The sequence below is a fragment of the Gammaproteobacteria bacterium genome (genome assembly GCA_013003425.1).
Lineage (GTDB): Bacteria > Pseudomonadota > Gammaproteobacteria > Steroidobacterales > JABDKV01 > JABDJB01.
In genome coordinates, this window is sequence record JABDJB010000083.1 from 1 (window position 1) to 19967 (window position 19967).

At 59.0% G+C, this 19967-nt stretch carries 31 protein-coding genes and 1 pseudogene; 3 read left to right on the plus strand and 29 right to left on the minus strand.

The window, feature by feature from the left end; translation table 11 throughout:
- Positions 1-202: 202 nt before the first annotated feature.
- Positions 203-775, minus strand: coding sequence for a class GN sortase (locus HKN06_11765; GenBank protein NNF61989.1), 573 nt, complete (start codon positions 773-775; stop codon positions 203-205).
- A 14-nt stretch (positions 776-789) separates the two neighbouring features.
- Positions 790-2889 carry a marine proteobacterial sortase target protein gene (locus tag HKN06_11770; GenBank protein ID NNF61990.1) on the minus strand — a complete coding sequence of 700 codons (2100 nt, stop codon included), beginning with the start codon at positions 2887-2889 and terminating at the stop codon, positions 790-792.
- Positions 2890-3086: 197 nt separating this feature from the next.
- Here HKN06_11770 and pdsR point away from each other — a divergent pair, with 197 nt between their 5' ends.
- A complete protein-coding gene (gene pdsR / locus HKN06_11775) occupies positions 3087-3785 on the plus strand; it encodes a proteobacterial dedicated sortase system response regulator (protein ID NNF61991.1) in 699 nt (232 codons plus the stop codon).
- A gap of 6 nt (positions 3786-3791) precedes the next feature.
- On the plus strand, positions 3792-5831 hold the full coding sequence (locus tag HKN06_11780; protein NNF61992.1) for a hypothetical protein: 2040 nt from the start codon (positions 3792-3794) through the stop codon (positions 5829-5831).
- Here HKN06_11780 and HKN06_11785 read toward each other — a convergent pair.
- The 27 genes and pseudogenes from HKN06_11785 to HKN06_11915 form a co-directional block, all read right to left on the minus strand.
- The gene (locus HKN06_11785; GenBank protein NNF61993.1) at positions 5803-6423 is read right to left on the minus strand and encodes an FMN-binding negative transcriptional regulator; all 621 of its coding nucleotides are present in this window, start codon (positions 6421-6423) and stop codon (positions 5803-5805) included. The genes HKN06_11780 and HKN06_11785 overlap by 29 nt on opposite strands.
- Positions 6424-6426: 3 nt before the next feature.
- Positions 6427-6738 carry a hypothetical protein gene (locus tag HKN06_11790; GenBank protein ID NNF61994.1) on the minus strand — a complete coding sequence of 104 codons (312 nt, stop codon included), beginning with the start codon at positions 6736-6738 and terminating at the stop codon, positions 6427-6429.
- A gap of 124 nt (positions 6739-6862) precedes the next feature.
- Positions 6863-7309, minus strand: coding sequence for a hypothetical protein (locus HKN06_11795; protein ID NNF61995.1), 447 nt, complete (start codon positions 7307-7309; stop codon positions 6863-6865).
- A gap of 18 nt (positions 7310-7327) precedes the next feature.
- A complete protein-coding gene (locus HKN06_11800; GenBank protein NNF61996.1) occupies positions 7328-7723 on the minus strand; it encodes a hypothetical protein in 396 nt (131 codons plus the stop codon).
- Between the two features lie 108 nt (positions 7724-7831).
- Complete coding sequence (locus HKN06_11805) at positions 7832-8128, minus strand: hypothetical protein (protein NNF61997.1); 297 nt, start codon at positions 8126-8128, stop codon at positions 7832-7834.
- Positions 8121-8732 carry an inorganic pyrophosphatase gene (locus tag HKN06_11810; protein NNF61998.1) on the minus strand — a complete coding sequence of 204 codons (612 nt, stop codon included), beginning with the start codon at positions 8730-8732 and terminating at the stop codon, positions 8121-8123. Before HKN06_11810 ends, HKN06_11805 begins: the two co-directional genes overlap by 8 nt.
- Before the next feature lie 191 nt (positions 8733-8923).
- The gene (locus tag HKN06_11815; protein ID NNF61999.1) at positions 8924-9313 is read right to left on the minus strand and encodes a DUF1761 domain-containing protein; all 390 of its coding nucleotides are present in this window, start codon (positions 9311-9313) and stop codon (positions 8924-8926) included.
- A 10-nt stretch (positions 9314-9323) separates the two neighbouring features.
- Positions 9324-9887 (minus strand): hypothetical protein, encoded by a 564-nt coding sequence (locus HKN06_11820; GenBank protein ID NNF62000.1) that lies wholly within the window; start codon positions 9885-9887, stop codon positions 9324-9326.
- Positions 9888-9891: 4 nt separating this feature from the next.
- Positions 9892-10068 (minus strand): hypothetical protein, encoded by a 177-nt coding sequence (locus HKN06_11825; protein ID NNF62001.1) that lies wholly within the window; start codon positions 10066-10068, stop codon positions 9892-9894.
- A complete protein-coding gene (locus tag HKN06_11830) occupies positions 10058-10375 on the minus strand; it encodes a cupin domain-containing protein (protein ID NNF62002.1) in 318 nt (105 codons plus the stop codon). The genes HKN06_11825 and HKN06_11830 overlap by 11 nt, the downstream gene beginning before the upstream one ends.
- Complete coding sequence (locus HKN06_11835) at positions 10372-11733, minus strand: aspartate aminotransferase family protein (protein NNF62003.1); 1362 nt, start codon at positions 11731-11733, stop codon at positions 10372-10374. The genes HKN06_11830 and HKN06_11835 overlap by 4 nt, the downstream gene beginning before the upstream one ends.
- 2 nt (positions 11734-11735) lie before the next feature.
- Positions 11736-12176: a DNA starvation/stationary phase protection protein gene (locus HKN06_11840; GenBank protein ID NNF62004.1), complete on the minus strand. Its 441-nt coding sequence runs from the start codon at positions 12174-12176 to the stop codon at positions 11736-11738.
- A gap of 14 nt (positions 12177-12190) precedes the next feature.
- Entirely contained in the window at positions 12191-12679 is a 489-nt protein-coding gene (locus HKN06_11845) for a GNAT family N-acetyltransferase (protein ID NNF62005.1), read from the minus strand.
- Positions 12679-13095 carry a PH domain-containing protein gene (locus tag HKN06_11850; protein NNF62006.1) on the minus strand — a complete coding sequence of 139 codons (417 nt, stop codon included), beginning with the start codon at positions 13093-13095 and terminating at the stop codon, positions 12679-12681. The genes HKN06_11845 and HKN06_11850 overlap by 1 nt, the downstream gene beginning before the upstream one ends.
- Before the next feature lie 6 nt (positions 13096-13101).
- Positions 13102-13704, minus strand: a complete 603-nt coding sequence (locus HKN06_11855) for a DM13 domain-containing protein (GenBank protein NNF62007.1) — start codon at positions 13702-13704, stop codon at positions 13102-13104.
- Positions 13701-14342 carry a LysE family translocator gene (locus HKN06_11860; protein ID NNF62008.1) on the minus strand — a complete coding sequence of 214 codons (642 nt, stop codon included), beginning with the start codon at positions 14340-14342 and terminating at the stop codon, positions 13701-13703. Before HKN06_11860 ends, HKN06_11855 begins: the two co-directional genes overlap by 4 nt.
- Before the next feature lie 766 nt (positions 14343-15108).
- Positions 15109-15303, minus strand: a pseudogene (locus tag HKN06_11865) (hypothetical protein).
- The gene (locus HKN06_11870) at positions 15304-15747 is read right to left on the minus strand and encodes a GNAT family N-acetyltransferase (protein ID NNF62009.1); all 444 of its coding nucleotides are present in this window, start codon (positions 15745-15747) and stop codon (positions 15304-15306) included.
- Between the two features lie 77 nt (positions 15748-15824).
- Positions 15825-16415: a TIGR00730 family Rossman fold protein gene (locus tag HKN06_11875; protein NNF62010.1), complete on the minus strand. Its 591-nt coding sequence runs from the start codon at positions 16413-16415 to the stop codon at positions 15825-15827.
- The gene (locus tag HKN06_11880) at positions 16412-16795 is read right to left on the minus strand and encodes a VOC family protein (protein ID NNF62011.1); all 384 of its coding nucleotides are present in this window, start codon (positions 16793-16795) and stop codon (positions 16412-16414) included. Before HKN06_11880 ends, HKN06_11875 begins: the two co-directional genes overlap by 4 nt.
- Positions 16796-16844: 49 nt before the next feature.
- The gene (locus HKN06_11885) at positions 16845-17357 is read right to left on the minus strand and encodes an O-acetyl-ADP-ribose deacetylase (GenBank protein ID NNF62012.1); all 513 of its coding nucleotides are present in this window, start codon (positions 17355-17357) and stop codon (positions 16845-16847) included.
- Positions 17354-17791: an arsenate reductase ArsC gene (locus HKN06_11890; GenBank protein NNF62013.1), complete on the minus strand. Its 438-nt coding sequence runs from the start codon at positions 17789-17791 to the stop codon at positions 17354-17356. The genes HKN06_11885 and HKN06_11890 overlap by 4 nt, the downstream gene beginning before the upstream one ends.
- 16 nt (positions 17792-17807) lie before the next feature.
- Positions 17808-18230 (minus strand): GFA family protein, encoded by a 423-nt coding sequence (locus HKN06_11895; GenBank protein ID NNF62014.1) that lies wholly within the window; start codon positions 18228-18230, stop codon positions 17808-17810.
- Positions 18231-18338: 108 nt separating this feature from the next.
- Entirely contained in the window at positions 18339-18725 is a 387-nt protein-coding gene (locus HKN06_11900; protein NNF62015.1) for a DUF488 family protein, read from the minus strand.
- 15 nt (positions 18726-18740) lie between these two features.
- Positions 18741-19157, minus strand: coding sequence for a hypothetical protein (locus HKN06_11905; GenBank protein NNF62016.1), 417 nt, complete (start codon positions 19155-19157; stop codon positions 18741-18743).
- Positions 19158-19159: 2 nt separating this feature from the next.
- Positions 19160-19339 (minus strand): hypothetical protein, encoded by a 180-nt coding sequence (locus HKN06_11910; GenBank protein NNF62017.1) that lies wholly within the window; start codon positions 19337-19339, stop codon positions 19160-19162.
- A complete protein-coding gene (locus HKN06_11915; GenBank protein NNF62018.1) occupies positions 19339-19710 on the minus strand; it encodes a VOC family protein in 372 nt (123 codons plus the stop codon). Before HKN06_11915 ends, HKN06_11910 begins: the two co-directional genes overlap by 1 nt.
- Before the next feature lie 99 nt (positions 19711-19809).
- Here HKN06_11915 and HKN06_11920 point away from each other — a divergent pair.
- The coding region (locus HKN06_11920) for a GNAT family N-acetyltransferase (GenBank protein NNF62019.1) at positions 19810-19967 on the plus strand (158 nt) is incomplete at its 3' end.

Consider the following 19967-nt stretch of genomic DNA (forward strand, 5'->3'; position numbering starts at 1 on the left):
AGACATCGTCGCGGCTGGAAGCCGCTCCCACGAGACATCGTCGCGGCTGGAAGCCGCTCCCACGAGACATCGTCGCGGCTGGAAGCCGCTCCCACGAGACATCGTCGCTAGTAGTCGCGGCTGGAAGCCGTTCCCACGAGACATCGGTCGCGGCTGGAAGCCGTTCCCACGAGAGATGGTTGCAAGTGGTTGCGGCTGGTGATCAGGGCGCGTGATGCGAGACGCTGCGGGCGCGCGGCAGCTTTTCCGCGGTAACCACGTAACGCAACGGGCCGCCCGGGTTCACAGCACCGAAAGGGTAACAGGTCACCAGCGTCATCCAGCTGCCACCGAGATTCAGCGGCAACTGCCCGGCCGTGCTGTCGGCAACCTCGATGTAGGCAACCCGAAACCAGTGCTCACTGCCGTCGTTACGCTCTACCAACAGCCGGTCGCCAATCGTAAGTTTCTGCAGGAATTCGAAATGCGTATCGCGGTGCGCACCAATAATGCTGTTGCCCTCGTTGCCGGGCAGCGCACTGGCATTCATGTGTCCCGGCCCGAACGCCATGGTCGCGCCGCTCATGCCAGACAACACAATGAGATCGACGTCATGCTTGAACGACTGCAGCCGCGCAACCGGCCAGATATCGGCCCATGGCCACGGTTTTACCGTCTCGCGCGACCTGCCAGTGTCACGCCAGGCGCGTTCCAGCAGCTCCTGGGCCAGCGCGGCCTTGGCTGGTATGTAAGCTGCGGCGGCTAGCTGCGCCATTCCTGCGATTGCCAGTGCCATTACCAGGTACCGCCTCACTGCCGGCGGCCCGCCAGCAACCCGGCGCCGGACAGTAGCAGCGAAAACAGGCCCAGCAGGGCAAACAGGGCTGCGGGTGTGGCCCCAGCCGGATAGCCGGTCATCGTCGAGCCGGCCGGCGCATTGGCAGGCACAACGGCACGGTTCATCAGCGTTCCCGGTGCGCGTACCGGAGTCCGGTCGACAGCGACCAGGCTGGTGTAACGACTGACCAGGTGATACTTGAGAGCAAGCTGCACTACGCCGGCGCGCACCTGGTCGGGATCGGCGCCGGTAACGACGCTATCCATCAGCGCTTCGATCCGGCCACGACCCCACAAAGCCGCAACGCCGGCAGCATCGTCTTTGCTGCCGAGCGACAATTTTCTTTGCCAGGGCACATGCTGCTGCTTGCCGCGCACGGTGAATTCACCCTGCAAAGAACTGAGCTTTGCCCGCACCATGACCGGCTCACCGGCATACAGGTCGCGTATCCGCTGCGGCCATACCTCGCTGCCGGCGGGCGCCTCGATTTTGATGTCATACAGCACCGGCCGTTCCAGTCGCGCCAGCAGCATGTCCATGCGCTCCTCGATCATGTGGTCCGCGCCAATTTGAGTGAATGTTCCGCGACCGAACTCGGCTGCTTTACGCATGAACCAGTCATTGGGTGCTGAGCCTATGCCAACCGTGAACAGGCGCGTATTACCCAGTTCCCTGCTGATCCCGCCAAACAACATCTGTTCATTACTGACGCTGCCATCAGTAATAAAGACAACCTGACGCAGATAGCCATCGGCCGTCGCGGTGATATCTGCCTGTTCGTCCAGCGCCAGTTTCAGCGCCTTGTCGATGTTGGTGCCGCCGTCGGCATCAAGGCTGCGTACGAAGCCGATTGCGTGCTGCTTGTGTGACGGGTCTGCAGGCACGGCATAGCGATACAACTGACGGGCGCTGCCGGAAAAACGCACTACGTTGAATCGGTCTTGCGGCGCGAGCCGGTCGATAGCGTACTCGAGCGCAGCCCGGGCCTGGCGAATCGAGCTGCCGCCCATCGAGCCCGAGGTGTCGATGACATAGATGATCTCCCGCGGCATGGATGCGACAACGGCATCCTCTGCCGGCGGCATCATCATGATCAACGCAAAATCCTCACCCTTCCAGGTCTCGGTAAACACAGCCACCTGTGGATCGGCGCCCAGCGCCGGCTGCCACACCAGCTCCAGGTCGCGGTTCATGGCGACGCGGTCCTTGTCAGGCGTCAGTATGTAAGTCGTTCCCGACTGCCGGGTATTGAAGTCGTGGTACAGGCTTTCCAGCCGGGCCAACTGAAACCCGGCATCGATGGTTACGCTGATGCTGGCGCTGTTGCCCTGCCCGGGCGGGTGAAAGACGGCGGGACCCGAATGCGATACGAAGGGCACGCAGCATGCATGCGGCGCTGCACCGACAGCAGCGAGAAGGGGCTCCGGCTGTTCCGGTGTGTAGCGCGGCGTGACCGTCATGGGAAAACGCAGGCTGAACGCGCCCTGTACGTAACGCAAAGTCTGCAGGTACCCGATCCGGACTTCGACAGTTTCACCCGGGCCGATGTTGGCTACAGTCGTGGTAAAAAGATTCGGTCTGTCCTGCTCGACCAGGCTGGCGCGCTGACCTGATTCTTTTGCCCGCTCATAGGTCTTGCGCGCTTCCGCTTTTTCGCGGATTTCGCCAACGATAACCCGCTCTCCAATGCGTAGCTGCAACGTGTCGACAGCGGCGTCATCCGGCAACGGAAAAACATAGACGCCTTCGACAAAATCAACCCCGTCGTTGCGAAAGCTCTGGTGCACGTTGACGCGCGCGATCATGCCATTGACGCTGATATCGACATCCGTTTCCAGGCGCGGCGCCTCGATGTTGACGCCATCCGAACGGAACAAAAGCGTGCCAGCGCTGATCTCACTCTCTGCAGCACTCACCGCCTGCGCGGCCAGCGTGGCCGCTGCAGCCAGCAACATCAGCATGGTGAGGAAACGGCTCATGGCCTGGCCACGCGAGCGGCGCAGCATGCTTCTGGTGACAGGACGGCCCTGCCCGGGCCTGAATGTTTCGCTGATGCGCGGACGCCTGTACATGCCGTTACTCCCCATGAATTGTTGATGGGAGGTATTTAGCGCCCTGAATAGGGCTGCTCGTGGCACGGTCAGTGGCAATATGCGGATCGAAAATGGCAGATTGTGACACTGACGCAGCCGGCACTGTGGTACAAAAGCAGCCGGCGAGACTACGGCACAAGCCGCACTTGCCGGCTGCCATTTGAGAGGAAAGAGAAATGTCCAGACAGATCGCTATCGTCGAAGACGAGCCTGCAATCCGTCACAACTACGAAGATGCGTTTCGCCGCAACGGCTACGACGTGCGCAGTTTTGCTGACCGCGGTACGGCGCTGTCGGCTTTTCGGCAGTCATTGCCTGACTGCGTCGTGATCGATATCAACCTGGGCGATGAAATCGAGGGCGGCTTTGACCTCTGCCGTGACCTGCGCGCGCAAGCGCCCGATCTGCCTATAATCTTTCTCACCGCCCGTGATAGTGAACTGGACGCCATTTCCGGGCTGCGACTTGGTGCGGATGATTACCTGACCAAAGACATCAGCATTCCTCACCTGATGGCGCGTGTTGCCGCGCTGTTTCGCCGCTCCGAAGCGCTGCGCCGTACGGTCGCCGATGAGGAAGTGATCAGCCGTGGTCGGCTGGCCCTGGACAGCGACCGGATGACTGTCACCTGGGATGACCACCCGGTCGCGCTTACCGTCACTGAGTTCTGGCTCGTTCATGCTCTGGCGCGCTACCCCGGTCATGTAAAAAGCCGCCAGCAACTCATGGATGCCGCCAACGTCGTGCTGGACGACAACACCATCACTTCGCATGTCAAACGCCTGCGGCGCAAGTTCAGGGACATCGATGACAACTTCGACGCCATCGAAACCGTGTACGGAATGGGCTACCGCTGGAAGGGCGAGGAAGCCTGATACGCAGTGCGACTACGCACACAACTGCTGCTCGTTTCTCTGTTGACCCTGGCACTGCCATGGGCCGGCTGCCAGTACGTACGTGAATTCGAATCTGCCCTGCGCCAGAGCCAGCAGGATTCCCTGGCCGACGGTGCCGGCGCAATCGCAGCAATGCTGGCAGCGCGCCCAAACCTGCTGGTGCGTGACCCGGTCCAGCTGGTCGCCGGCGATGACACGGCTACAAGCGGTATCTATGCGGTAAAACTGCCGTCCTTCGTGACGCTCGACGGCTTTGTTGCTGACTGGGATCTGGCTGCAGATGACTTTCACGTAATCGACGAACCGATTTCATTACGTTATGCAGCCGGGCTGGACCAGAGCAATGCCTGGCTGTACGTCGAAGTAAGCGATAACCACGTAGTCTACGAATCACCGGATGGCGGGCGCGGTGACCACGTGCTGATCGACTACGAGGATTCCGCCGGTCAGAGCAAGCAGCTGCTGGTCGCAACTGCCGCACGTGGCCGCGGCGGCGTGCGCCGACGGCAGGACACCCGGTGGGTAAACGAACCACAGGCGCAGGCCGTCTGGGAAGAAAACAGCAACGGCTACCAGGTGGAGATACGCCTGCGCGACAGGTTGATTGGCGCACGACTCGGTCTGACCATCGTTGATGCCGACCCGGATGGCGCAACACGACGTGCATCATCCTACCGCGGCATCCGGCCGGGAATGTTTATGCACCGGTTGCAGTCGCTCGAAGACGCGTTACAGGACTTCGGTTTTGGCAACCGGCGCATCGTGGTTACCGACCCGGCCGGATGGGTAATTGCCGCGGTTGGCGACACGCGAAGTTTAACCGGCGCGCGCGCGTATCCCTTGCTGGAAAAACTGCTGCGGAAAATTATCAGCCCGGGGCGCGAACCGGATCCGCTACGCGAAGCGCGCCAGGGGCAGCTGCGCTCCACCGAGATTACCAGTGCACTGAATGGACAGGCCGATGCACGCTGGTACAGCGCCGTCGATCAACGCACTGCCATTGTGGTTGCAGCGCACCCCATTGCCGTTGATGGACGATTGCGTGGCGCCGTTGTGCTCGAGCAGACCAGCGACGCCATTCTTACCCTCACGGACCGCGCCCTGACCCGGCTGCTGCTGCTGACATTATTCGCGACGCTGATAGCCGCTGCAGGACTGCTGGGATTTGCGACATACCTGTCAATTCGCATCCAGCGACTGAGCCGTGCCGCGGAACGCGCGGTGACTCCGGACGGCATTATCAGCAGCGAACTGCCGGGCACTGCTGCGGCGGATGAGCTGGGCGACCTGTCACGCAACTTTGCCGGTCTGCTCGGCCGGCTCGGCGAGCACACTGACTACCTGCGGACGCTGGCCAGCAAGCTGTCGCATGAATTACGAACACCGCTGGCCGTGGTCCAGTCATCGCTTGATAACATGGAGGCAACCGGGTTACCCGAAAACACACGTGTTTACGCCGAACGGGCCCGCGAAGGCTCGCAACGCCTGCGTAGTATTCTCACTGCAATGAGCGAGGCAAGTCGCGTAGAGCAGGCTATAGCCAGCGCCGACATCGAGCTGTTTGATCTGCGTGCGCTGGTCGAAGGCTGCTTTAATGGTTACCGTGATGTCCACACCGATCGTCGCTTCGTTCTCGAGCTGCCGTCGCAGCAGGCCATGATAGCGGGCGTGCCGGAACTCATTGCTCAAATGCTCGACAAGCTGGTCGACAATGCGGTCGACTTCAGTCCTGACAACGGGCGCATCGAAATGTCGGTTCTGTTGGAGGAACGCGCTGCACAACTGAGCGTGGCCAACGAGGGGCCATCACTGCCGCAAACCATGCAGTCGCAGATATTTGATTCCATGGTTTCGCTGCGCCAGAGCAAGGGAGCTGAGCCGCACCTCGGCTTTGGTCTGCACATTGCGCGACTCATTGCCGAGTCGCACGAAGGGTCCATCAGCTGCCGCAACCTGCCGGCCGACGCTGGCGTGGTTTTTACGGTTACTTTGCCACTCAATCGTGCCGGCGCAGCCGGCGAATGAACCCGGCAAGACCACGGCTGTCTGGATGACTGCCTGACTCCAGGCCTGCCAGCATGCGCTCCTGGTCGGCGTCCGACCGGTTCTGTCCGAGTTTGAATTTTCCGGTCAGGTTCGTAACCGGTAGCCGGAAACAAACGATGTGTTGTAATTGAACAGTGCGGTAGTCATCAGGCAGCTGCCGGTCCCAGGCAGCGCCATACTGCGATTCGTAGAAGTCCGCCATTCGATCCACCAGCTCGCTGACCTGTGCGTTGTCGGTAACGACTTCCGCCGTGCCGGCTGCATGCACTGCTGTGTAGTTCCAGGTTGGCACCTCGCGGGTATCGGTGTACCACTGCGGTGAAATGTAGCTGTGCGGGCCGTGGAAAATCGCGATTGTTGAACCGCCCGCCAGGGCGGCGCCATGCGGGTTGGCGCGGGCCACGTGCCCGCTAAGGGTGATATCACTGCCGTCGACATCGACAAGTACGGGGACATGGCTGATGACGGGTTCAGCCTCACCCACTGTGATCAGCGTGCAAAAACTGTAGTGCCGCATAAACCCGACCAGGCGCTCGCGATCGTCTATCCGGAACGTCCGCGGTGTATACATCAATCAGGAATCTTCGTAGACGATCAGCTCACTGGTCTGCAACATGCCGGTATCGTGAATGATGTCGCCGTCCGATGTCACCACCAGCCCGATCATTCCCTGTGTCGATATGCGCCGGACTGAAACCAGCGTGATACGGCGCCCCTGCACCACCTCACTAAAGTTGCCTCGTCCGCGAATGTTGCGCTGTACCTGTGTGCCATCGGTGTCTTCGTAAACAAAGTACCCACTGAATTCGGTTGGGATCACGGACACCGAACCACGAACGTTTACCCCGAGTGTGCGGGTCTTTGTCGCGCTATCACAGCCGGTCAATACGCTTAACATAAAGACCAGGAAGAGCAGCCGGACTGACTGCCATGATTTTCTATTTCTTTGCTTCAATTCCAGCACTGGCGCTTCGGCGCCATTCCCCAACAGCAGGGCACAATAACAGGCTTTACTGACCCTCGGCGACTTTCTTGAGATCTTCTACGTCTCTCTGGAAGATTTTCTTCGTCGTGCCCATCATCAGCCAGCCAAGCGGCGCGAAAAGCTTTGCTTTCAGGGATACAGGCTTCGCTTCAAACTGCACATTTACTTCAGTGCCGTCGGCGACCGGCTCGAACTGGTAGATGCTGCGGTAGCGGGTGCCGTGTGAATCACATTCCACCGTATAGCTTTTATTCTCACGGAAGTCAGTAAACTCCATTTCCTCGGTGGCACTCTTGCCAAATATTTCGCGTGTTTCGCTGAACCGCGTACCGATGCCAACCGGTCCCACAGTGAGCTTCTCCAGACTCGTGATGCCGTCAATATGCTGCGGCATCTGTTCCAGTTCGGTGAACAGGCGGAATACCTCATTCGTCGGTCGTCCGATACGCTGCGAAAAATTCATTCTGGCCATCTTTGTCTCCGGATCAGTCTAGAAATCGACTTCCATATGCCAGCGTATTCCTGCCTTGAGGGCGTTACTGAATAGCTCCTGGTACTCGTCCAGTTCTTCGCAGACATGATTTGCATCATGCACGTCGCCCGGATTCTCGCGTATATATTCGGCTACCTTTGTGGCCCAGTCCAGTCCTTCGGACGGATCGAACCACACGACGTGGGCATCGGCGACTGTGCCATGAAAGTCATCTTCTTCGTCGTCAAAGTACTCTGTAAGGTCTGCGCTTACAAAGTCTTCCAGTGTTTTCAGCCCCAGCATCCTGGCGATGCGGTTGACATTGGTTGCCGCCTTGGCAAGAGCCTTTCCGTTCACGAAGGTATTAAATCCCGGATCAGGCTCCTCCAGGACGACGAAATACGCGGCGCTCATCTCGACCTCCCGGAAAAAAATTACCACGGGCGCGACAAAAACCCAAAGACAAGCCTTGATTGCCCGTGCTGCTACGCAGCAATCTGCTGCCGGATACAGCAGCCAGAATCAGCCGCGCGCCATCAGCGCGATCCCGACACTGGCCAATGCAGCGATAATGAATGGCGCCGGATGGATAGCGAGAAATCGCAGCACTGTCAGTGTTTCGCCCGATTCAGGGCCGTGACCGAGAGTAATGTGGCTGATCACGCCCACCAGGACAGCCACCAGCGCGAGCATGCCTCCGGTCAGGCTGACCCATTGCGGCAACCACTCTGCCTGCGCTTGCCGCACAAACAATCCTGCGATCAGCACTGCCAGTCCGGCAGCCGCAACGAGCAGCAATGGTGAGTACAGATCAAACATCTCCACCGAAACTTGCCTGGTAGTCTTCGATGGATGCCTCAAGGACGGCAAGCGCATGCTCGCGCCCGTACGGCGCCCCCACCTTGACACGCTGCGCCGGCTCTCCGGGAAGCAGTTTGTAGGTGGAAAAGTAGTGCCGCAGCCGGTCCACCAGCATGCGTGGCAGTTCGTCGACTTCCTTTATTTCTGACCAGATGTTGTCGCGTTCCAGCACAGCGATAATCTTGTCGTCGGCTTCACCATGATCGAGCATCGGCAGGCCACCGACCACGCGCGCCTTGAGCAACACTTCGGCACGGGCAATCGGCCGCTCGCTCATCACACAGATATCCAGCGGATCACCGTCACCGCGGTCGGCTCCCGTCATCAGGCCAGCAACCCGGTCGCCAGCGTAGGTGGCTGGAATAAACCCGTACAGCGTTGGTGGTAATGACGATGTCCGATGCGGACGATCGACGCGGAGATACCCGCTGTCCTTGTCTATCTCGTATTTCACCAGATCGAAAGGCGTGCTCTCGATAAAAGCGTTTAGGATATCCGGCGCACTAACGTATGCCGGCAGCCCGTGCCACGGATGTGGCCGGGACCGGGAATATTTCTTCATGCCTCACTCCCTGAATGCACGTCCCTGAAAAATGTCGTCCCTGCGTTAGTTGATAGCGTCACTCCGATTGGCTCTGGAAGAGCGGCTCCGCGTCTGGTTGTGACCCGGAAGTCTAACAGCTGGCGTAGCAATCACGACTGGGCAACTTTGCCTATTGCGAAATTTCCTGCGCTGCACGTCCGGTTCCGGGGCTAATGCCACAGACCGAGAACAAGTCCAAACAGACCGAACTGAAGGATGTGGTACCCGGCGTCGATAGCCCACATTTTCATGCTGTTCTGGGCAAACTGGTAATTGATACCAAAACTGGTCGCCACAAAGGCAGTACCGATGAACAGGCCATGGTGAACGGCATCCAGCAGTTCAGGTTTTGGCCCCAGCCACCAGGCAAAAGCCAGCGCGGCCAGCAGCGAAAACACGAAACTCACGCCAAAAACCGTTGGGGCGTGGCCCTTTTGCGGGTCGACACCGGCCTCGCGGGTCCAGACCTTCTCGAACAGCAACTTCGAGTACCACAAGCCGCCGAGCATGAAACTCGACACCGCGGCAGCGACAACTGCGAAATAATTAATGTCCGGCATAACAGTCCCCTTATTGCGGCCAGCGCCGATATGGCGCATGCGAATAATACTTCGGCCGGCTGTCCAGCCGCGCATGGAGCCAGCCGATACCCAGCCCGGCGGTGCTGATCCATACCGGCGTTGTGGCAACCTTCCCCAGCGCGGCAAGCGCCAGCTGCTGCCAGAATTGCTGCAACATGTGCTTAGGTGCACTGCGGCAAAATGCCGCCAGGTGTGGGTATTGCGCACCGGCAGGTTGCGCAGCAGGGGCGACGAGCATCGCGTCACCGCCGAGATTTTCAAACACGGCCACCTCGCGGCCATCGCTAAAATATTCCGCAAAGCTAACCGGATCATTGGTCAAACCGGCCAGCGCGGTACTGCCGGCAAGCACGCACTCGAACGGTTGCGACAATCGCTCCCGGGTCAGCGGTGGCAGCTCCCAGAACAGCGCCGCCGCGCGATGCGCCGCAATTACTTCACTGAACTGTTCGGGCCGGGCGCACAGCAGGTCAAAAAATGAGGCAAAGCTGAAGCTCTCAGAAGTGTGGGTAACGCGGTCGACCGTTTTGTCCAGCGCTGCGCTGACAAACACCGGGCTATCGCCTTGAGGAGACGCCGAATGCCAGCGCCAGGACACCAAACAGCGGCACCAGCACGAGCAACAACACAAGGTCCGACTGGATGGCCAGCGCATGGCCACCAGCAACCAGGGCCATCAGCGCCAGCCAACCGAACACCACCGCGACGCGGCGACGACCCTGGTTAGTCATCATCAGCGAACCAGAACTCGACTTCCGAAGTCTGCTGCTCGAAACGCGCAGCATGCGGTTGATTGGCTTCGAGGTGGTACCAGTCGCCCGTGCGGTAACGATTCTCACCGTCGGCCGTGATCAGAATCAACTCTCCCGCCGTAATGACGCCGACATTCTCAGTCTCATGAGTGTGTTGCTCGATCTCGGTGCCCGCCGGATACGAGGCAAAAAAAATCCTGCAGCCATCGGCGTCGAGTTGATAGGCATCGAAGCGCCCGCCTTCGTAGGCTTTCAATCGGCGTATGAGCTTTGGAAAGTGGTGTTTCATGTCAGCTCCAGTTGTTTGGCGACCAGGTCGAGTCGCTGCAGAATCTGCCCGACCCAGTCATGATGTTCGGGCTTCATCACGCAAGCTCGCAGGCAGGTGAGCGATTCCTGGTCCCACTCCTGCACCGCGCCGGCCGCTTCGCACATAGCGCGGGGGAACCCGGCAACCGCCAGGTGCAAATCATGATTTGCTGCCGCGGAGAATATCTCCTGTGCCCGGCGGGACGACTCACTTGCGGTGTCAGCCGGCACCGCCCACACGACGATGTCGAGCTCCGGAGCAAACAACGGCTTGCAGTAGTTGCGCTCGAGCAGCCCCGCATGCAACTGCAACGCCGCCTCGCGGCAGGTCTGCAACGAGCGGGCAAACTCACCCCCTGGCACGGCTGGCAGTGCCTGCATGGTAGTCCACAGTGCCACCGCCGCAGCTCCAGCCCGCGAGCATTCCAGCGAAATCTCCCCGAGATGGAGATCGTCGGAAGAAAAATAAGTGTACGGCGAATCGTGTTGGTAAAAACGTCCTGCCGCGGGATCGCGAAACAGCACGCAGCCACAACCATACGGTTGCAGCCCATGTTTGTGCGGATCGACAACAATGGAATCGGCGCGGCCGATTGCCTCGTACGCTTCGGCGGCAGACGACCCCAGGTTGTCACACAGCCGGTAATAGCCGCCGTAGGCGGTGTCCACGTGCAGCTGAACGTCGTGTTGCCGGCAAAGGTCAGCGATGACGCTCAGCGGATCGACAGCGCCGGCGGCCGTCGTGCCAAGGGTCGCAACAACTGTTCCTATGTCACCGCGGCCCAGTTTCTGCTGCAAATCTGCCGGATCCATACGGCCCTGCGCATCGACCGCAATTTCGACAAACGGTACGCCAAGAACCGCAGACAGACGTGGATGCGTATAGTGCGACTGCGCCGAGGCTGCTACCGCGGTTCCGGGCCGCAACTCTCGGCCGATCCACAACGCTTCAAAATTGGCCATGGTTCCGCCACTGGTCAGGTGACCCAGACACTGCTCCCAGCCAAACATTGCGCCGATGTCGGCAACCACTTCCTTTTCCATCTGCGAACTGGCGCGGCCGCCGTCGAGCGCGTGGTTATTCGGGTTGATGTACATCGTCAGGGCATAGGCCAGCCGTGCCACCGGGTGCGGTGGCTTGAGCATTTGCCCGACGTACAGCGGGTGAAAGTATGGGTAGTTGTCGGTCAGCCGGTCGGCGGCAGCAAGCAATGCCTCCCGACCACGCTCGTCCAGCGTTTCTGGTTGTGCTGCCGGCAATCCGGCAAAGCCCTGCTGCAGCCGCGCCAGGGCCTGCCCCAGCACCTCGAGATTTTCAGCGTCGAAGTAGCCGGCCACCCTTATTCGAGATGGCTGCGTAACATCCAGGCGTTCTTTTCGTGCACATCCAGCCGCCGGGTCGCCAGGTCCACCGTCGCCTGGTCGCCAGCTGCCTCTGCAACCTCGATGACCGAGCGGGCGGTGGCGGCAATGGTTGCCTGGTCGGCCACCAGGTTTTTGATCATTGCTATGGCATCGGGGCTGCCGTTTTCCTCGGGGATACTGGTGAGCCCGGCAAACGCCGTGTAGCTGCCCGGGGCCGGTGCGCCAAGCGTGCGAATGCGCTCGGCAATCTCATCAACTGCCAGCGCCAGCTCGGTGTATTCGATTTCGAACAGGTTGTGCAACGTTGTGAACATCGGGCCTGTTACGTTCCAGTGATAGTTGTGGGTCTTCAGGTATATCGAGTAACTATCGGCCAAAAGTTTTGCCAGCGTGTTGGCTGTCTGTTCAGTGCTCATTCGTATCTCCTGATTTAATCCGGCACGTCCAACCGCATCGGTATTGCGGTTACGCCGTTCTTGATTTTCGGGTTGCCCGTTCGGTAAAAACCGAGCTGGCGATAAAAGCCTTCGGCCACCGCCGATGAAAAAACCGTAAATTGACGCAGCTGCAGCTCCGCCAGACTCGCGTCACGCGCATGTAGCCACAGCAACCGGCCGACACCATTGCCCTGTACCGACCGGGTGACAAAAAGATGGTACAGGTGACTGTAACCACGCATCCCGATCACGCCGACAATGCCGTCAGCGTTCTCGGCCAGATAATAACGATATCCGCACAGCATGTTTGCGGCAAGCGCCTCAGGGGTCATGCCGCCAAGCAGCACATCCCTGCCCTGCCGGGGAAAATCCGCGGCGATCTGCTGCTCGGCTACGGGTGTCATCGCTGCGCTCATGGCTGCTGCCTCCGCCAGCATTGCGCCACGAATCCGGCCTGCTACGCTGCGGCCTGGCACGACCATCAACCTGTCCGCGTTTCCGCGGAAACGGCCAGCAGGAACTCCTGCTGGCGCTCGGGTGAAATCATCACCGTCTTGCCGCCGCCATAAGTAATTTTTACGCGCTCCATCGACAGCGCTGGCGATGAAAAACAGGATCGGGTTGGCGCAACGTGCTCGATCTGGTCCAGCGGTATGCGCCAGCGGTAGGGTCCATGATAAATATGGAGCACGCGGTCTGCTATGACGTAGTACGTACCAAACCGCACCCACAGCAACAGCAAAGCGCAACCCAGCCCGATTGCTGTCAACACCACCGCAGACCAGTGCATGTTGCGCCAGGCGAAACCCGACCACGCCGTCATCAGGAGCAGAAAAACGCTGCTGTAGATTATTGCCATCAGCCAGCTATCGCGCCTGGTTTCGAAACGGCGCGCCATTGACTATCACGTAGCGTTGAGGGTCGCTGGTGAAAATACGACATCGAACAGGTCACACCAGATCACCACGCTGCGATAATGTGAGGGATCGATACTGGCCGGAATCGTGTAATTCTGGTTGCCCTTGTTACCCTTCAGCTTACCCAGCTTGATATAGCGACCGGCTTTGACGTCTTCGGCGCTGGAAACTTCGGCTACCGAACTCATCAGCACCACCAGCGCCGGCCCATTGGTTACTGCAAAGTCCTCGAATCGCAAAACATGGCTGCCATCCGGCAACCGGTACATGCTGGCCTTACCCGAGCCGCGGTGGATGGCATCGGCATCAGTGAAGTTGCCAAGTGCAACCACCAATGGCGTTTCGGCCATGGCCATATTCATTGGTTCATCCATCACCGTATCGGGCTTTGCAGCGGAGCTGGCCATCAACTCGTTCATGACGACGGTGCGTTGCTCCGGAGGCATTTTTCGAACCTGTTCCCTGGTGGGAACAGCGGCCACTGCTATCGGCGCCTCGTCAACTACATCATCAATAAACAAGGGCGAAGCGAAGAACCAGCCTGCTGCGGCCACGATTACAAGCGCCAGTGCTAACAGTATTTTTTTCACGGCTTTATGCCCCCCTGTTGCGGCTCGATGCTGCGCAGACCGAGAAGTATAGCCGCTACAACCAACAACATGCCGGCGCCCCGATGCAAAGCACGTCCGGCAGATGCCTGCAGCCAACCAGACAGCCACTGCGCCAATCGGCCATAGCCAAGAAGAAACAGGGCGTCAATGACCAGGTATGTTGCGCTGAGGGCGGCAAACTGTGGCAAAACCGGGTTTGCCGGATCAAGAAACTGCGGGAACAGCGCCGCAAAAAAGACGACCGCCTTGGGATTCGCTGCCGAAGTTATGAAACCCTGCCAGTAGAGCGTTTTCAGATTCGGGCGCCTCGCGCTATCCGACCCGGTTGGCGCAACAGGCCTGAAAAACATGCGTACACCAAGCCAGACCAGGTAAGCAACGCCGGCCCATTTGACGACAAGGAACAGTTCGCGCGAACCGGTAATAACGCCAGCCAGGCCAGCCGCCGCGACAATCATTTGCAGCAGGTTGGCGCAGAGATCGCCGGCAGCCGTAGCCAGCGATCGCGGGAAACCGCCACCAATGCTGTTTGACAGCATCAGCAGATGGCTGGGGCCCGGCGTGCTCATCAGCAGCAACACGGTCGCCACGTAAGCAAGCCAGAGGTTGATGGTCATGGCGGGTCCCTAAAGATGCTTATGGTACAGGCATCACCTTCCAGCTGAGCAGGTGAATAATTACAGCAGGAATATTCCTCAATGCACGTTCGCGCAGTCGCGGCTGGAAGCCGCTCCCACCAGGAATCGTCGAACCGGCCCGGCCGGTGCGACGCCTTTTACCCTGCCTTTCTACCATCAGTCGCGACGCAAATCAGAACATCATGACGTCTTAGACGGTTCGCGGCTGAAGCCGCTGCTACAAGAGGTTGCACCCGGTAATGGTGCGGCGGGAGAGAAGACGGTGTTTGTTTGCAAGCGACTGCGAGCCCGGGAGCCGGAGCGGCAAACAAATGCCGGCTTCTATGCCTGCCGCCAAACACCATCGCAAGTCGTCGCGGCTGGAAGCCGCTCCCACCAGGAATCGTCGAACCGGAGCGGCAAACAAATGCCGGCTTCTATGCCTGCCGCCAAACACCATCGCAAGTCGTCGCGGCTGGAAGCCGCTCCCACAGGTCGCGGGCAGTCGCGGCTGGAAGCCGCTCCCACAGGTCGCAGGCAGTCGCGGCTGACGCCGCCCCTGTTATTTCTTTTTTACCTTGCGGGTGTATTTTTTCTTTGCTGCTTTCCTGCCGCCGGTTTTTTTCCTGCTTGTTTTTCTTGTGGTTTTCTTGCGCACACGCTTGCGTGCGGTACGGCGCTGGGCTGCCTTGCGAGCAGCGCGCGCCTCGTCAGCAGCACGCACATCCTGCAGCATTTTTTCTGCTTTGAGCAGGTCAGATGTTGGCTTCGTGAGCAGTTCGCGCGCCTCTGTCACCAGCGATTCGGCCAGCTGCATGTCCGGCTTCTGTGACAACAACTCCCGAATGGCCCGGGATATCGCTACGGCGGCACGCCGCCGTCTGGATGTCATGCGGGCGGCATTGACTATCGAGCTTAGTGCCTCGGTCAAAAGCCGGGCTACCAGCGTTTCAAAGGGCATTCAGGCGACACTCCGGTGCAAAGAATACAGCTTGCTCACGCCGCGAAAGTCTACGGTTTGTTCATACACAAAGCCAAGTTTCTGCAGCAACGCAATCGATGGCCCGTTGTCAGGTGCGGTGACCGCGACAATCTTGTTTAGCCCCAGTGAGTTGAACGCCCACCTGATCGTCGCCGCGGCAGCCTCGCTGGCGTAGCCGTCTGACCAGTACTTCTGCAGCAATGCATAACCGAGATCGGGATATTCCAGCGTGTCACGCCGGAGCAGCCCGCAAATGCCGATCGACACGCCGTCGGATTGCCGCTCAACACAAAACAGGCCATGTCCAAGCTCGTAGCTGGCAACCGGCCCGTCGATGATGAATTTGCGAGCATCTGCAAGGCTGCGCACACCCTTGTCGCCGACCTGTTGAAGAAAGGGTTGCTCATTGAGTAGTTCGAACATGAACGACGCATCCTGCGGCGTCAGGCAGCGCAGTTTCAACCGCTCTGTTGTTAACTCGAAGTCGCCGGCGAGTGGCGTCAAAGCTCTTCGGCCCGGTCGATCCACTTGCTGACAGTCGGTGCCTGGTGTGCCGCCATTGCGTCGAGTACAGCAGCCGGTTCGGTTTCTGCAATTATCATATTGCGGTGCCGCGCGTGCACAAATTTGTTGGCGACCGTCTTATCGATGAACCGCAGCAGCTCATCGTAATAACCCGCGACATTGAGCAAAGCAACGGGCTTGGCGTGAAAACCCAGCTGCGCCCAGGTCAGCACCTCGAACAGCTCCTCCAGCGTGCCGAGGCCACCGGGCATAGCAACAAAACCATTGGAAAGCTGCGAAAACATTGCCTTGCGCTCATGCATGGAGCCCACAACATGCAGCTGCGTCAGGCTGCGATGCGCCAGCTCCTTCTCCATCAGGGCTTCGGGAATAACCCCGATAACTTCGCCGCCCGCCTCCAGTGCGGCATCAGCGATAACACCCATGAGCCCTACTTTGCCGGCGCCGTATACAAGCCGCATCCCGCGATCGACGATTTCGCGGCCAAGTGCAGCCGCTGCTACTGCGTGAGCATTTTCGGCGCCCGTGCTCGAACCGGTAAAGACGCAAACGGACTGCATGGTCAACCCTGGTAAAGCTGGATCAGATTGCCGCAGGTATCCTCAAAAGTGGCAATGATAGTGGACCCGACGTCAGTCGGTTCGGTTGTGAACTTCACACCGCAATCGCGGAGCTTTTCGAATTCAGCCTGTACGTCAGCCGCTGCCAGTGCAGTTTGCGGAATACCGGCTTTGTACAACTCCATCTGAAATGTGTGCGCCGGCGGGAAGGCAATGGGCTCCAGCACCAGTTCGGTCCCATCGGGTGCTGCCGGCGAAACCACTGACAGCCAACGATACTCGCCCATGGGAATATCCTGCTTCTTGATGAACCCGAGCTTTTCCGTATAAAACTCAAGTGCCTTTTGCTGGTCGTCGACCATGATACTGTTCAGTTTAATCTCCATCGTAATCCCTCAACTGCGCCATGAGTGGGCGTGACAAGTATATTCAATGTCATGTAGCGGCACCGAGCACCTGCCGGTAAATTGCCAGGTCACCGCCCGAAAAACAGCAAAAAGTCACCTGCCTGATGCCGCTGCCATCGGCGCAGTAGCGCCGTACAGAGCCAACTGCGATGACAGCGGCCAGCTCTGCCGGATAGCCGTAAACACCCGTACTGATGCCCGGAAATGCAATCGTATGGATATCGTTAGCCACGGCCAGCTCGAGCGACTGTCGGTAGCATGACTCCAGCAATGCCGGTTCGCCGCGTGTGCCACCGTGCCATACCGGCCCGACCGTATGAATAATGTGTCGGGCGGGAAGTTGATGGCCCTGGGTTAGCCTGGCCTCGCCCGTTTTACAGCCGCCAAGTTTCCTGCACTCCTGCAGCAATTGTGGGCCGGCCGCCCGATGAATGGCGCCGTCAACCCCGCCACCGCCCAGCAACGAGCGATTGGCCGCATTGACTATCGCGTCGACTTCCAGAGTGGTTATGTCGGCCTCCACGGCGGTTATTGCAGTCATTTTTTAATCGGATTGTCGTGCGTTAAAAGTTCCGCATCCAGTTCGCGCAGGGCTTGACGCACATACTGCTCAATCAGGTCGCGCACCTGGCGAAACTCTGCAGGATTCATGTCACGCGGATCGGGAATCTGCCAGTCGGCCCTCTTTTTTGCCACTACATGTGGACAGACATCGCCGCATCCCATTGTTGCGACAAAATCGAAATCATCCCCCGGCAGTTCGTCGAGCGAAATCGATGCGTGTTGCGCAAGGTCATATCCAAGCTCGCGCATCGCCTCGATGGCCTTCGGGTTGACCAGGCCAGAGGGCCGGGAACCGGCACTGTACGCCTCCACCTGTACGCCACCGTGTATGTTGGCGAAGGCCTGCGCCATCTGGCTGCGATTGGAATTTTCCACACAGACAAAAAGCGGCTTTTTCTTTTCAGCAATCATCAGCGAGTGCTTTGTTCTACTTTTTCTTTATCTCGCTGCCGCGTGCTTCATCATAGTGCGGCAAATCATCCATCAGCACGGACCAGTTGGCTGCTGAGCCAACAAAGATATGGGCGTCGGGCCGGACCGGGAGAACACCGTCCATCGTGCCCAGTGCGATCTCGACTTCACTCGGCGCTCGCGGGCTGGCAAAGCGAATGCTGGAGCCACAATGGCGGCAAAAGGTCCGGGTTGTACCGTTGTCGGCGTGGTAGTCCTGCAGGGCGTCCTCGCCTTGCAGCCAGCGGAACTTGTCCGGCGCCACCGAAGCAATTGTCGCGTACTCGGCGCCATGAAACTTGCGGCACATCGAGCAGTGGCAGTGGCCAATACCGGGTAAAAACTCGTCAATTTCAAACTTCACTGCCTGGCACAGGCAGCTGCCGTAATAACTCATCATTGCTCCATCTTAACGAAAATGTACGGGCTGCCAGCAGTGCCCCAAAACCGTTTGTAGCCGGCATCGGAATTCCACTCCAGCTGACTATGTAGTCGGCCGTGATCGTTTTCACGGTGCAAGCCTGGCGCCGGCACGCTCGAGCAGGTTTCGCAGCAGGGAGCGATGACAGTGCTGCTCATCCTGGCAATAACAGCCAACCGAAAAATTCGTCTGATGCGAGAGCGCTGCCAGCAGCTCGATATCCCGCCTGGCATTTGGCGCCTTCATCTCTGCAAGGTAGCGGCGGCTGAAGCGTTTCCAGTGCAAATCCTCAATCGGCATAGACTCTTTCAACAATGCCTCGCTCGGCGCCAGGTTTGGAAACCACACGTCGTAGATATCCTTGCTGGCGTAATCTGCCTTGGCAATGCCGCGCGGCGGCCGACGCACTGTACCGATACGCAAACCTTCGTCTTTTGCCCGTGGCGCACCAAGTCTCACGATTCTGATGCTCATACGCTGCCGCGCCGTTTAATCGATTGCGCCTTCGTGCAGAAGTGCGCAGGGTCGGCTGACAAGCGCCAATCCACCGGAATCCGGCCGGCAGCGCAGCAAATCGACCCTGTAACGAACGGCATTTTCAGCCATCACCGGTACATCGAAATCCCAGGTCGCGCCGGCCGGCAACTTGCCGGTGTGCTCAGCAAAACTGTGGAGGATCTCGCCGCTGCGATCGAGAACATGTACTTCGAGGCTAAGATCGGCGTATGCCCGGCCAGTAAAGTTCTTTAACGTGCCGGTCACAAACCGTGTTCCCAGCTGCTCGACACGGACACCTGCATCCACCAACCGGATGTTGGTCCGCGAACCACTGACACCGACAGCGAGCAAACCCAGTATCAAGGTGCTGGTGATGAACAACGGCAGAAACCATCGGGCAACCGACATTATCACCCCATTATAAAGCCCTTGCGATGCGAAACACCCAGGGCTTTACGACACTGCGAACAAAAGTAGATGTAGCGACGGCCAAACACGCCTTTGAGCTCACGCAGCCAGACCTCGTCAATTTCCTTTTCACAGTGCGGACACAATGGCGCTATGTCATCTTTTTGTTTGAGAACCAGCATCAGACGTGCTGGTCGACCAGGACAGGGTTGCCGTCAGGATCAAACAGCATGAAGGCGCCGGGACCCGTCGTTCCCTCGTCGGCCTCTGCTTCCAGCGCCAGGCCCTGCCGCTTCAGCTCCCGCTGAAGTTCGCGAACATCAGTAAAACTTCCGGTGCTGTTGGCGTCCTGGTCCCAGCCCGGGTTAAAGGTCAGCGTGTTTTTTTCAAACATCCCCTGGAACAGGCCAATGAGGTGATCACCGTTCTTCAGAATAAGCCAGTTCTGGCTGGCATCGCCGCCAAACTGCCGAAAGCCCAGTTTTTCGTAGAACTCTCTCGATGCCTGCAAATCCTTGACCGCCAGGCTGACGGAAAACGCTCCCAGTTCCATTCGTGATCCTCCGCAACTACCGTGACAATTGTAGCTGCGGTGGAGCCCGGCTGCCGCCCCGTGCAGTAGAATCAGGCTGTGGGCCGTAAGATCAAAAACTTGCAGATCCGCCGCGATGACCTTACCGGGCCTGAAATCACGGCGCTGCTGCACGAACACCTCGAGCACATGCACGAGATTTCGCCACCGGGGACCATGCACGCGCTGCCGCCGGAAGCCTTGCGACATCCGGATATTACTTTCTGGTCAGGCTGGGA